The sequence below is a fragment of the Sphingopyxis sp. GW821-FHT10B01 genome (assembly GCF_059415685.1).
In genome coordinates, this window is record NZ_JBWKNS010000006.1 from 266,779 (window position 1) to 279,473 (window position 12,695).

Here is a 12,695-nt window from a genome sequence, read left to right on the forward strand (position 1 = left end):
CGTCGATCCGTGATCGCGCTGATTGACCGTTGCGGACTAACGGACTGCTCCGCCATGTGCAAAGCGATGACCAGTGAGTTGAATCACATACAAAATATAATGATCGGGCCAAGCTGCGCCGACAATGGCTAGCTGAGACGGGAAATATATGACCGACCTATCGAACCCACCGAGCGGCGCGGAGCCGACGCCCGCCGGTGCGTCCGATCGCCACGGAAACAAGGGCGCACGAACGATCATACTTCTTCTCGGCGCGCTCGCGGCGCTCGGGGGTGCCTATCTGCTCTTCTTCCTGTCGATGCTGATGATCGGCTTCTCGTTCGACGCGCCCGGATCGCATTTCACCGATTCAGGCGTCTGGCTGCGCTTGCTCATACTCTGGCCGCCCGTCTCGCTGCTCCTCGTCGCGATCGCGGCGGTCGTGTGCATCTTCGGGCGATCGCTACGCCTTTTGTGGATCGCGCTCGGGCTCTTCGTTGGCACGATCGTCGCAATCTTTGTCGCGATGAGCCTGTTCGCCTAGGCGCAGCGCCTCGTCAGACGCTTTTGCCTGAATCCAGCGCATAACCCGCCGATCGCACCGTCCGGATGATATCCGTCGTGCCGGGCAGGTTGATCGCCTTGCGTAGACGGCGGATATGGACGTCGACGGTGCGCAGTTCGATGTCGCTGTCCTGTCCCCAAACGCTGTCGAGCAACTGTCCGCGTGAGAAGACGCGGCCCGGATGCTCCATGAAATGGCGCAGCAGGCGGAACTCAGTCGGCCCCATCGCAACAATCTGGCTGTTGCGCACGACCTTGTGCGCGACCGAGTCGAGCTCGATGTCGGCATAGGTCAGCATTTCGCCCGCGAGCGCGGGCCGCAGGCGGCGGAGCACCGCCTGAACGCGCGCGACCAGTTCGCGCGGACTGAACGGCTTGGTGACATAATCGTCGGCGCCGGTCTCTAAGCCGCGGATACGGTCCTCTTCCTCGCCGCGCGCGGTGAGCATGATGATCGGGACGTTCGCCGATTTCGGGTTGCGGCGCAGACGCCGGCACACCTCGATGCCGGGCAGGCTCTCGATCATCCAGTCGAGCAGGACGATGTCGGGAACGCGTTCCTCGACGAGGACGAGTGCTTGTTCGCCGTCGGGGGTCTGACGGACCGAAAAGCCTTCGCGTGCGAAATGCCAGACGATGAGTTCGGCGATCGCCTCGTCATCCTCGATCAGCAGCAGGTCGGGCTGTGGCATCAGCCTTGCTCCTGCTCCGCCGACGCGGCGCCTTCGGGGGTCTCGCCGCGCTCGCGTTCTTCCATATGGTCGCCGGTGACGACATAATAGACCATCTCGGCGATGTTCGTCGCATGGTCGCCCATGCGTTCAAGGTTCTTTGCGACGAACAGCAGATGCGCGCTTTCCGTAATGTATTTGGGATTTTCCATCATGAAGGTGACGAGCGTGCGGAAGATGCTGTTGTAGAAATCGTCGACATTCTTGTCGCGGACGGTCACCCGCACCGCGAGTTCGGCATCGCGCGCCGCGAAGCTGTCGAGCGCGTCGTGGATCAGTTCGGCGACGATCGACGACATCGACATCAGAACCGGGATCGCCTCGATCGACCGCGTCTGATCCATCAGCGCGACGCGCTTGGCTATATTCTTTGCATAATCGCCGATGCGTTCGACGACCGAGACGATCTTCAGCGCTGCAATCATCTCGCGCAGATCGTCGGCCATCGGGGCGCGGAGGGCGATCGTCTGGACCGTCAGCTGTTCGACTTCGCTTTCGAGTGCGTCGATCTTCTTGTCGTCGCGCACGACTTGCGCGGCGAGGTCGAGGTCGCCGCTATTGAGCGCGTTCATCGCCTGGAGCAGCGCCTGTTCGGCGCGGCCGCCCATTTCGCTGATCAGTCCGCGCAGGCGGTTCAGATCCTCGTCGAACGCTTTGACGGTATGATCGTTGACTACTGCCATCGTCTTGTCCTTTCGCGGCTACGGATCAACCGTAGCGGCCGGTGATATAGTCCTTGGTGCGTTCCTGCTTCGGGTTGGTGAAGATGTCGGTCGTCTTGCCGTACTCTACCAGCGTCCCGAGGTGGAAAAAGGCGGTGCGCTGCGACACGCGGGCCGCCTGCTGCATATTGTGCGTGACGATCACGATAGCATATTTGCCGCGCAGTTCGTGGATCAGCTCCTCGATCTTCGCGGTCGCGATCGGGTCGAGCGCCGAGCAGGGCTCGTCCATCAGGATGACTTCGGGATCGACCGCGATGGCGCGGGCGATGCACAGGCGCTGCTGCTGGCCGCCGGACAGCGCGGTGCCGCTTTCGGCCAGCCGGTCCTTGACCTCGTCCCACAGCCCGGCGCGCACCAGCGCGCGCTCGACGACGACGTCGAGATCGGCCTTGCTCGGTGCGAGGCCGTGAATACGCGGGCCATAGCCGACATTGTCATAGATCGACTTGGGGAAGGGGTTCGGTTTCTGGAACACCATCCCGACACGCGCGCGCAACTGCACGACGTCCATCGACGGCGCGTAGATATCCTCGCCATCGAGTTCGATCTGGCCGGTCACCTTCGCGCTCGCCACGGTGTCGTTCATGCGGTTCAGCGAACGCAGGAAGGTCGACTTGCCGCAGCCCGACGGGCCGATGAAGGCGGTGACGAGATCGGTGCCGACATCGATCGAGACATCGTTGATCGCCTGTTTTTCGCCATAGAAGACATTGACGCCATGCGCCTTCATCTTGGGGTCGGCGATAGTGAGATCGTCTTGGGTCATGGGGTCACCAGCGTTTTTCGAATTTGTTGCGAAGATAGATCGCAAAGGCGTTCATCGACAGCAGCACGATAAGCAGCACGATGATCGCGGCGGAGGTTTTCTCGACAAAGCCCCGGTCGACTTCGTCCGACCAGAGGAAGATCTGCATCGGCAGCACGGTCGACGGCGAGCAGATGCCGCCCGGAACGTCGCCGATAAAGGCGCGCATCCCGACGAGGAGCAACGGTGCGGTCTCGCCCAGCGCGCGCGCCATGCCGATGATCGTGCCCGTCAGGATGCCGGGCAGCGCGAGCGGCAGGACATGGTGGAACACCACCTGCACCGGGCTCGCACCGACACCCAGCGCGGCGTCGCGGATCGACGGCGGCACCGATTTGATCGCGTTGCGGCTGGCGATCACGATCACCGGCATCGTCATCAGCGCGAGCGTCAAGCCGCCGACGAGCGGGCTCGCCTGACATAGCCCGAACCAGTTGATGAACACCGCGAGCGCGAGCAGGCCGAAGATGATCGAGGGCACCGCGGCAAGATTGTTGATCGACACCTCGATCAGGTCGGTCCAGCGGTTCTTCGCCGCATATTCTTCGAGATACAGCGCCGCGAGCACGCCGGTCGGGAAGGCGATCAGGAAGGCGATGAAGATCGTCAGCACCGACCCCTTCAATGCGCCCCAGATGCCCGCAACCGCAGGGTCGGTGGCATCGGCGTTCTTGAAGAAGGGCCAGTGGATGCCGGTCGACAGCTTGCCGTCCTGCTTCAGCTTCGCAACCGTCGCGCCAAGCGCACCCTTGGCGCCTTCCTTGGCGGCGATGCCGACCGCGGACGACGCGGGCAGTTCGAACACCGTCTTGGCCGTAAGCAACTCGGGATCGGCCTTGATCTGCGAGCGCACCTCTTTCCATGCATTTTCGGAAATCAGCTCCGACCCGCCATGACCCAGCGCCTCGTCGGCGGCAAAGGCGACGATGTCGGACAGGCCGGCGTTCGCGATCACCTGATCGGCGTCGGCATCGCCCAGCCGCGTCTTGTCGATCGTCAGCGGCATCGCCTTGAAATCGACCGGTACCGCGACATGCGTATAGGTAAAGCCGCGCGCGCCGTTGCCGACCATCACGAACAGCAGGAAGGCGAGGAAGGCGCCCGAGAGCAGCACCGCGCCCAGTCCGAGCAGCTTGAAGCGGCGTTCGGCGGCATAGCGCTTCGCGATGCGGGACTGCATCACGGAGCCTTTCCAGTCGGTTGGGGCCGTGGAACGTGAGACGGTCTGCCTATTCATAAGCTTCACGATACTTTTTGACGATGCGCAGCGCGACGATGTTGAGGAGCAAGGTCACGATGAACAGGACGAGACCGAGCGCGAAGGCGGCGAGCGTTTTCGCGCTGTCGAACTCCTGATCGCCGGTGAGCAATTTCACGATCTGCGCGGTCACCGTGGTGACGCTGGCAAAGGGGTTGGCGGTCATGTTGGCGGAGAGGCCGGCGGCCATGACGACAATCATGGTCTCGCCGATCGCGCGGCTGACCGCGAGCAATATGCCGCCCATCACGCCGGGAAGCGCTGCGGGGATCAGCACCTGGCGGATCGTTTCGTTCGGCGTCGCGCCAAGCGCCAGCGATCCGTCGCGCATTGCTTGCGGCACCGCGTTGATGCTGTCGTCGGCCATCGAGGAGACGAAGGGAATGATCATCACGCCCATCACGATACCCGCGGCCAGCGCGCTTTCGGTGCTGGCGTTGGGAATGCCCAGCATCACCGCGAAGTTACGCAACGCGGGCGCAACCGTAAGCGCGGCGAAATAGCCGTAAACGACCGTTGGCACGCCCGCGAGGATCTCGAGGATCGGCTTCACCCACTTGCGCACCGTCGGCGCAGCATATTGGGTGAGGTAGACCGCGGTCATCATCCCGATCGGGATCGCGACGATCATCGCGATGATCGCACCGATCAGCACAGTGCCCCAGAACAAAGGAATGCCGCCAAAGGTGTCGGGCTGCGGCGCCCCGCTCGCCGGCGCCCATTCGGTGCCGAACAGAAGCTCGGCGGGAGAGACGAGGCGGAAGAAACGGATCGATTCAAACAATAGCGACAGCACGATACCGAAGGTTGTGAGGATCGCGACGAGCGACGCCAGCAGCAACAGCAGCATCACAATCTTTTCGACCCGCGTCCGCGCACGGAAATCGGGACGGATGCGCGTGAAGGCATAGAGCCCGCCCGCCAGCGCGAGCGCCAGCATCGCGGCGATGCCGATCCACGCATATTTATGGGCGGCGTCGGCGTAGGGCTGCACCAGCCCCGCCGCAGCGGGCAGGCGCACCTTGTCCTGACTGCCCAGCGCGACATTGCGCGCATCGGAGAGGATCGCGCCGCGCTCGAAGCCGAAGGAGGGCAGGCTCTGCGCCGCCTCGCTCGACAGCACCTGATTGGTGATCAGCGCGGGCGATACGCTCGCCCACACGGCGAGGAACAGCGCCGCGGGGGCGAACAGCCACAGCGCGACATACCAGCCATGATATTGCGGGCGCGAATGCAGCTTGGTGCCCGAACGGCCCGCAAGCAGGTTCGACCGCGCGCGACCGGCCAGCCAGCCGATCAGCGCGAGACCGACAATCAAAAGCAAAAGGGCGGCGGCGTTGAAGGTCACGTTTCAGCTGTTCCAAAAATACCCGTTCGCATCGAGCGAAGTCGAGATGCCGTGAGGGCGTACACCAACGATGGGTGTCTCGACTTCGCTCGACACGAACGGAGAGGGGGAGAGCAGTCTAATTTGCTTACTTCAGCGCCGAACCGTCGAGCGCGGTCATGGCCTTGCCATTTGCGGCCGCGGTCGCCGCGATATCCTTCGGCGACACGATCAGGCCCTTGGCGTTCAGATAGCCGCCTTCGCCTGCGCCCTTCAGGAACTCGGCGACATATTCGGCGAGGCCCGGGACGACGCCGACATGCGCCTTCTTGATATAGATGAACAGCGGGCGCGAACCGGGGTAGCTGCCGTCGGCGATCGCGGCATAGGTCGGGGCGATGCCCTGAACCGGGACCGCCTTGATCTTGTCCTTGTTCGCATCGAGATAGCTGAAGCCGAAGATGCCGAGGCTGGTCGGGTTCTTGTCGAGCTTCGAGATGATGAGGTTATCATTCTCGCCCTGCTCGACATAGAAGGGCGCGCCGCGCAGCGTGGTGCAGGTCGCTTCGTGCTTTTCCTTGTCGCTGTCCTTCAGCGCCTTCATCTCCGCATTGGCGTCGCAGCCCTTGCCGAGGATCAGTTCCTTGAACGCGTCATAGGTGCCGCTGGTCGACGGCGGGCCGAAGACCGAGATCGCGACGGCGGGGAGGGCGGGGTTCACATCCTTCCACGTCTTGGCGGTGTTCGGCTTGCCATAAGGATTGGCGGCCAGCGCCTTGTAAACATCTTCTTCCGACAGCTTGAAGCCGGGGCCGCGGGCGGCTTCGCCCAGCGCGATGCCGTCGATGCCGATCTGGACTTCGACAATGTCCTTCACGCCATTCTTGGCGCAGGTGTCGAACTCTTTCTTCTTGATGCGGCGCGATGCGTTCGCGATGTCGGGGGTGTCGCCGCCGACACCGGCGCAGAAGCGTTCGAAACCGCCGCCGGTGCCCGTGCTGTCGATCTTGGGGGTCTTGTTGCCCGTCGCCTCGGCGAACTTTTCGCCGACCGCGGTCGCAAAGGGATAGACGGTCGAGGAACCGACCGCGCTGATATAATCACGCGCACTGCCACCCGAGGAGGCCTGGTCCTGACAAGCGGAAAGCGCCAGCGCGCACACGGCGGCGCCGACGGCGAGAGCGAATTTCTGGGTCATCTTAGATCCTGTGGTGGGGGTCGTTACCGATCCAAGCCACCACCCCCGCGGCGACTCGCTGACTGCCCTCTGGGGGAGTTGTGTGACGTGTATGTGACAGGGTTTGTCATATAAGTGTCACGGACATCCGCGTTGGCCTGATAGCGCCGTTGAACCTGCCGTCGGTAAAACCAGATCCGAGATTTATAACTACGCTTCGGGGATGCTTTGTTCATTGTTTAAGTTCTAAAAAGCCTCTCCAGCGTTGGATCCTCGTGGAGACTGAAACAGGGCCGCTTCGGCTTCGCGGGCCAGAAAACGAAATGTTTGTTCAAAAGCAAGGCGTGTGTGAGGAAGCGAAGAAGGGCCATGACGATGCTCTTTAAGAGCCAGCGGTTCGACAATTATCAAGTTGAATTGGCGATCCCGAATTGGCTTGTTCATCGTTCCACACTGCATAGGAACTCCCCTTGATCCTCATCACTGGCCACGTCATCATGACCCCCGAGAACGCCAAGCGAATGATCGCGCTCGGCGCAGAGCATAGCGCGCGGTCGCGCGGCGAGGCGGGGTGTCTGGCGCATCGCTGCCATGTCGATGTCGAGCAGCCCGACCGCCTCGTCTTTGTCGAGGAGTGGGAGAGCATCGACGCGGTCCGCACCCATTTCGCGGTGCCCGCGTCGACCGTCTTCGTCGCCGAAATGCGCGCGCTGTCGCCGCAGCCGCCGGTGATCCGTATCTATGCGGCCGAGGATATCACCGCGAAGCTGATGGGGTGATCTTCTCCCCTCCCGCAAACGGGCAGGGCTTCGCTTTCTTCGCCATGCCGGACCACCCATTTGCGCGACGGCGATGGGCCCCGGACCATGCCCGGGGTGACGATAAGGTGAAGGGTGGCGCTTACTTCGCGAGCAGCGGCGCCAGATATTGCCCCGTAAAGCTGCGCTTCTCCTTCACCACTTGCTCGGGGGTGCCCGCGGCGACGATCTCGCCGCCCTTGACGCCGCCTTCGGGGCCGAGGTCGAGGATATAATCGGCGGTCTTGATGACATCGAGATTATGCTCGATCACCACGACGCTGTTGCCCTGATCGACGAGCGCCTGCAGCACTTCGAGCAGTTTGCGGACATCCTCGAAATGGAGGCCGGTGGTTGGTTCGTCGAGGATGTAGAGCGTCTGCCCGGTCGAGCGGCGCGACAGCTCCTTGGCAAGCTTGACGCGCTGCGCCTCGCCCCCCGACAGCGTCGTCGCCTGTTGCCCGACCTTGATATAGCCAAGGCCGACGCGGACGAGCATCGCCATCTTCTCGCGGATCGAGGGCACCGCCTTGAAGAATTCGGCCGCATCCTCGACCGTCATGTCGAGCACATCGGCGATGCTGTGGCCCTTGAACTTCACCTCGAGCGTTTCGCGGTTGTAGCGTTTGCCGTGGCACGTCTCGCACGTCACATAGACGTCGGGCAGGAAGTGCATCTCGATCTTGATCAGCCCGTCGCCGGTGCAGGTCTCGCAGCGTCCGCCCTTGACGTTGAAGCTGAAGCGCCCGGGCTTGTAGCCGCGCGCCTGGCTTTCGGGCAGCCCCGCGAACCAGTCGCGGATGATCGTGAAGGCGCCCGTGTAAGTCGCGGGGTTCGATCGCGGGGTGCGGCCGATCGGCGACTGGTCGATGTCGATGACCTTGTCGCAATGCTCCAGCCCTTTCAGGCTGTCGTGCGGCCCCGCGATCATCCGCGCGCCGTTGAGCACGCGCGCTGCGCTGGCGTAGAGCGTGTCGATGATCAGGCTCGACTTGCCGCTGCCCGACAGGCCGGTGACACAGGTAAAGGTGCCGAGCGGGATCTTTGCGGTGACATTCTGGAGATTGTTCGCGCGCGCGCCCTTGAGCACGAGGTCGAAGCCATTGCCCTTGCGGCGATGTTTCGGGATTTCGATCCTTTTCGCGCCGGTCAGATACGCCGCGGTCAGGCTGTTCTTGTTCGCGAGCACCTGTTCGAGCGTGCCCTCGGCGACGATCTCGCCGCCATGCAGTCCCGCGCCGGGCCCCATGTCGACGACATAGTCGGCGTGGCGGATCGCATCCTCGTCATGCTCGACGACGATCACGGTGTTGCCGAGGTCGCGCAGGCGCTTCAGCGTTTCGAGCAGTCGGTCGTTGTCGCGCTGATGCAGGCCGATGCTCGGCTCGTCGAGGACGTAGAGCACGCCCGACAGGCCCGACCCGATCTGCGAGGCAAGGCGGATGCGCTGGCTTTCGCCGCCCGAGAGCGTGCCCGACGTGCGGTTGAGGTTGAGATAATCGAGCCCGACATTGTTGAGGAAGCCGAGCCGCTCGTTAATCTCTTTCAGGATCGCCTTGGCAATCTGGCGCTGCGTGTCGTTGAGTTTCGCGTCGAGCGTGCTGAACCAGCCGAGCGCGTCGGCGACCGAGCGCTGCGCCGACATGCTGATATCTTCGCCCGCAATCTTCACCGCGAGCGGCTCGGGGCGCAGGCGTGCGCCGTGGCACGTCTCGCACGGCTGGGGCGTCTGGTATTTGCTCAGTTCCTCGCGCATCCACGCGCTTTCGGTCTGAAGCAGGCGGCGGTTGAGATTGCCGATCACGCCCTCGAACGCCTTGTGCGTCGTGTAGCTGCGCTTGCCGTCCTTGAAGGTCAGCTCGACGGGTTTGCCGCCGCTGCCATAGAGGATGATCAGCTGCACCTCGCCCGGCAGGTCCTGCCACGGCGTCGTGAGGTCGAAGCCATAGGCTTTGCCGAGGCTTTCGAGCACCTGCATATAATAAGGCGAGGGCGGGTTCGATTTTGCCCACGGCACGACCGCGCCCTTTTTCAGGCTGAGCGCGTGGTTGGGGACGACGAGGTCGGGGTCGAACTCCTGCCGTTCGCCGAGCCCGTCGCATGCGGGGCACGCGCCCTGCGGCGCGTTGAAGCTGAACAACCTCGGTTCGATCTCGGCGATCGTGAAGCCCGAGACGGGGCAGGCGAATTTCTCGGAGAAAATGAGGCGGTTCGCGGGAATGCCCGCGCCCTTCATCGCGCCGCCAGTGTCTTCTTCCTCGCGGCCCGGAACCGGACCATCGGCGAGGTCGACATAGGCGAGGCCTTCGGCGAGCTTCAGCGCGGTCTCGAAGCTGTCGGCGAGGCGGGTGCCGAGGCCTTCGCGGACCGCGATGCGGTCGACGACGACCTCGATGTCATGCTTATACTTCTTGTCGAGGCTGGGCGCCTCGCCGATCTCGTAAAATTCGCCGTCGATGCGGACGCGCGTGAAGCCATCCTTCTGCCACTGCGCGAGTTCCTTTTTATACTCGCCCTTGCGGCCGCGGACGACGGGGGCGAGCAGATAGGCGCGCGTCCCTTCGGGCAGTTCCATCACGCGGTCGACCATGTCGGTCACGGTCTGCGCGCTGATCGGCTCGCCGGTCGTCGGCGAATAGGGAATGCCGACGCGCGCCCACAGAAGGCGCATATAGTCGTAGATCTCGGTCACCGTCGCGACCGTCGAGCGCGGATTGCGGCTCGTCGTCTTCTGCTCGATGCTGATCGCGGGCGATAGCCCGTCGATATGCTCGACATCGGGTTTTTGCATCATTTCGAGGAACTGGCGCGCGTAAGCCGAGAGGCTCTCGACATAGCGCCGCTGGCCCTCGGCATAGATGGTGTCGAAGGCGAGCGACGACTTACCGCTGCCCGACAGGCCGGTGATGACGATCAGCGCATCGCGCGGCAGATCGACGTCGACGCCCTTGAGATTATGCTCGCGCGCGCCGCGGACGGAAATATGGGTGAGACTCATGGGAGGGATTTGTTCCAGATTTGTTCTAAGGGCGCAAGTGCGGTTTTGCGCGGTTGCCTCATAGATAGGATGGTCGGGGTCGCACCGCAATGCAGGGCTATTCGCTTACTCTTTCCACCAACATACCAACGGCTTCGACCAAGCGTCGTGTCGCTCGCTTGACCGCTTGGCGTCACGGGCGGACAAGGATGACCATGTGCGCCGTCTCGACCCGATGGCGCGGGCAATTGGGAGACTGGGGAAATGAAGAGCTTTTTTTGCGGCGCCGCGGGACTGGCGATCGTAGCTGCGCTGGCTGCTGCACCGGCGGCCGCCGCCGCGAGCGAGGCGGGAAGCGATGCGACGCTCGTAGCGAAGGCTGCCGACGAGGGCGATGCTTCGTCGGAGGGATCGCTGAAAGCGCTGTCGTTCGGCAAATGGGGCGTCGACCTTGACGCGCGCGATCCATCGGTGAAGCCCGGCGACGATTTCGATCGTTATGCCAATGGCAACTGGTTCGCGCGCACCGAGATTCCGTCGGATCAGGCGTCGGCGGGGGTCGATTACGACGTCTATAACCTGACCCAGCGCCAGCTTCGCGCGGTTGTCGCCGGAGCGCCCGCGGCGAGCCAGGTCGGCGGACTCTATCAAAGCTTCATGGACGAGGCGCGGGTCGAGGCGCTCGCCGCCAAGCCGCTGCTGGCCGACATCGCTGCGGTCGCCGCGATCAAGGACAAGAGCGAAATGGCGCGCTTCATGGGCGGCACGCAGGGGACGTTCGGTTCGACGATCGTCAGCGGCGGCCCCTATGCCGACACTGCCGATCCGACCGTTAACGTCCTGTGGCTAGGGCAGGCGGGGATCGGCCTTCCCGAACGCGACTATTACCTCAACGACAGCTTCAAGCCGCAGCGCGACGCGTACCGCGCCTATATCGCACGGACGATGAAAATGGCGGGCAACGCCGACCCCGAAAAGGCGGCCGATGCGATCATGGCGTTCGAGACCGAGATCGCGAAAGTCAGCTGGGCGATCGCCGACCGCCGCGATATCGGGAAGATCAACAATCCGATGTCGGCGGACGAACTGGCCGCCTATGCGCCGGGGCTCGACTGGAGCGCCTGGTTCGCGGGTTCGGGGATCACGCCGCAAAAGCGCATCATCGTCAACGAAAAGACCGCGGTGCGCGACATCGCTGCGCTCTATGCCAAGACGCCACTCGACACGATCAAGCTGTGGCAGCAATTCCATGTTGCCGACAATGCGGCACCCTATCTGTCGAAGGCATTCGTCGACAGCCGGTTCGACTATACCAAGGCGCTGAGCGGTGTCGGCGAGCTGCGCCCGCGCTGGAAACGCGGCCTGACGTTGGTCGACGGCAGCCTCGGCGAGCTGGTCGGCGCAACCTATTCGAAGCAATATTTCCCGGCGAGCGCGAAGGCGAAGATGGAGGTGCTGGTCACCAACCTGAAACTCGCGATGGGCGACCGCATCCGGAACAACAGCTGGATGGCCCCCGCGACCAAGGACGCGGCGCTGGCGAAACTCGCGAAGATGGACGTCATGGTCGGCTACCCCGACAAATGGCGCGACTATTCGGGGCTGAAGATAGATCCCGCCGATCTCTATGGCAATGTGAAGCGCAGCGCGGCGTTCGAATATGCCTATGCATTGTCGGACCTCAACAAGCCGGTCGACCGCAAGAAATGGTCGATGAACCCGCAGGAAGTGAATGCCTATAATGGCGGGCTCGAGAACAAGATCGTGTTCCCGGCCGGAATCCTGCAGGCGCCATATTTCAGCGAGAGCGTCGACGATGCGGTCAATTATGGCGCGATCGGCGCGGTGATCGGCCACGAGATTACCCATGGTTTTGACGATCAGGGCCGCAAGATCGACGCCGACGGCGCCGTTCGCGACTGGTGGACCGCCGAGGACGCGGCGCGCTTCGACGCGCAGGCGAAGGCGTTCGGAGCGCAATATGCGACCTATGAGGCGGCGCCGGGATCGTTCATCAATCCCGACCTGACGATGGGCGAGAATATCGCCGATCTGGCGGGACTGGAGGTCGCCTACGACGCCTATCGCCGGTCGCTCGGCGGCAAGCCCGCGCCGGTGATCGACGGGCTGACCGGCGACCAGCGCTTCTTCCTCGCCTTTGCGCAGGCGTGGCGGACGAAGCAGCGCGAGGATGCGATCAAGCAGCAGGTGGCGAGCGATCCGCACAGCCCGGCGCGCTGGCGCATTATCGGGCCTGTGCGCAACGTCGATGCGTGGTACAAGGCGTTCAGCGTCGCCGCGGGCGCCAAATATTATCTGAAGCCCGAGGAACGCACCCGGATCTGGTAGTCCTGA

General features: G+C 63.3%; 10 protein-coding genes. 3 read left to right on the forward strand and 7 right to left on the reverse strand.

All coding sequences use genetic code 11. The features are described 5' to 3' along the window. Positions 1–148 precede the first annotated feature (148 nt). The gene (locus AC07NV_RS18740; protein ID WP_495167905.1) at positions 149–523 is read left to right on the forward strand and encodes a hypothetical protein; all 375 of its coding nucleotides are present in this window, start codon (positions 149–151) and stop codon (positions 521–523) included. A 13-nt stretch (positions 524–536) separates the two neighbouring features. Here the strand turns inward: AC07NV_RS18740 and phoB are convergent, their stop codons facing one another. The 6 genes from phoB to AC07NV_RS18770 form a co-directional block, all read right to left on the reverse strand. Continuing rightward, on the reverse strand, positions 537–1,235 hold the full coding sequence (gene phoB / locus AC07NV_RS18745; RefSeq protein ID WP_495167906.1) for a phosphate regulon transcriptional regulator PhoB: 699 nt from the start codon (positions 1,233–1,235) through the stop codon (positions 537–539). Next, positions 1,235–1,957, reverse strand: coding sequence for a phosphate signaling complex protein PhoU (gene phoU / locus AC07NV_RS18750; protein WP_495167907.1), 723 nt, complete (start codon positions 1,955–1,957; stop codon positions 1,235–1,237). The genes phoB and phoU overlap by 1 nt, the downstream gene beginning before the upstream one ends. A 25-nt stretch (positions 1,958–1,982) precedes the next feature. Then, a complete protein-coding gene (gene pstB / locus AC07NV_RS18755; protein WP_495167908.1) occupies positions 1,983–2,765 on the reverse strand; it encodes a phosphate ABC transporter ATP-binding protein PstB in 783 nt (260 codons plus the stop codon). Positions 2,766–2,769: 4 nt separating this feature from the next. Further along, positions 2,770–3,984: a phosphate ABC transporter permease PstA gene (gene pstA, locus AC07NV_RS18760; RefSeq protein WP_495167982.1), complete on the reverse strand. Its 1,215-nt coding sequence runs from the start codon at positions 3,982–3,984 to the stop codon at positions 2,770–2,772. A 49-nt stretch (positions 3,985–4,033) separates the two neighbouring features. Beyond that, on the reverse strand, positions 4,034–5,410 hold the full coding sequence (gene pstC / locus AC07NV_RS18765; RefSeq protein ID WP_495167909.1) for a phosphate ABC transporter permease subunit PstC: 1,377 nt from the start codon (positions 5,408–5,410) through the stop codon (positions 4,034–4,036). Positions 5,411–5,537: 127 nt separating this feature from the next. Next, positions 5,538–6,587 (reverse strand): substrate-binding domain-containing protein, encoded by a 1,050-nt coding sequence (locus AC07NV_RS18770; protein WP_495167910.1) that lies wholly within the window; start codon positions 6,585–6,587, stop codon positions 5,538–5,540. A 449-nt stretch (positions 6,588–7,036) separates the two neighbouring features. Here AC07NV_RS18770 and AC07NV_RS18775 point away from each other — a divergent pair, with 449 nt between their 5' ends. Continuing rightward, the gene (locus AC07NV_RS18775) at positions 7,037–7,345 is read left to right on the forward strand and encodes a putative quinol monooxygenase (RefSeq protein ID WP_495167911.1); all 309 of its coding nucleotides are present in this window, start codon (positions 7,037–7,039) and stop codon (positions 7,343–7,345) included. A 121-nt stretch (positions 7,346–7,466) separates the two neighbouring features. Here the strand turns inward: AC07NV_RS18775 and uvrA are convergent, their stop codons facing one another. Next, positions 7,467–10,361 (reverse strand): excinuclease ABC subunit UvrA, encoded by a 2,895-nt coding sequence (uvrA, locus tag AC07NV_RS18780; protein WP_495167912.1) that lies wholly within the window; start codon positions 10,359–10,361, stop codon positions 7,467–7,469. A gap of 243 nt (positions 10,362–10,604) precedes the next feature. Here uvrA and AC07NV_RS18785 point away from each other — a divergent pair, with 243 nt between their 5' ends. Then, entirely contained in the window at positions 10,605–12,689 is a 2,085-nt protein-coding gene (locus tag AC07NV_RS18785; protein WP_495167913.1) for a M13 family metallopeptidase, read from the forward strand. Positions 12,690–12,695 lie beyond the last annotated feature (6 nt).

Coding starts and splice junctions, on each gene's coding strand:
- pstA (WP_495167982.1), bottom strand. CDS start 3,984: ATGCAGTCCCGCATCGCGAAGCGCTATGCCGCCGAACGCCGCTTCAAG.
- phoB (WP_495167906.1), bottom strand. CDS start 1,235: ATGCCACAGCCCGACCTGCTGCTGATCGAGGATGACGAGGCGATCGCC.
- pstB (WP_495167908.1), bottom strand. CDS start 2,765: ATGACCCAAGACGATCTCACTATCGCCGACCCCAAGATGAAGGCGCAT.
- AC07NV_RS18785 (WP_495167913.1), top strand. CDS start 10,605: ATGAAGAGCTTTTTTTGCGGCGCCGCGGGACTGGCGATCGTAGCTGCG.
- AC07NV_RS18770 (WP_495167910.1), bottom strand. CDS start 6,587: ATGACCCAGAAATTCGCTCTCGCCGTCGGCGCCGCCGTGTGCGCGCTG.
- AC07NV_RS18740 (WP_495167905.1), top strand. CDS start 149: ATGACCGACCTATCGAACCCACCGAGCGGCGCGGAGCCGACGCCCGCC.
- uvrA (WP_495167912.1), bottom strand. CDS start 10,361: ATGAGTCTCACCCATATTTCCGTCCGCGGCGCGCGCGAGCATAATCTC.
- phoU (WP_495167907.1), bottom strand. CDS start 1,957: ATGGCAGTAGTCAACGATCATACCGTCAAAGCGTTCGACGAGGATCTG.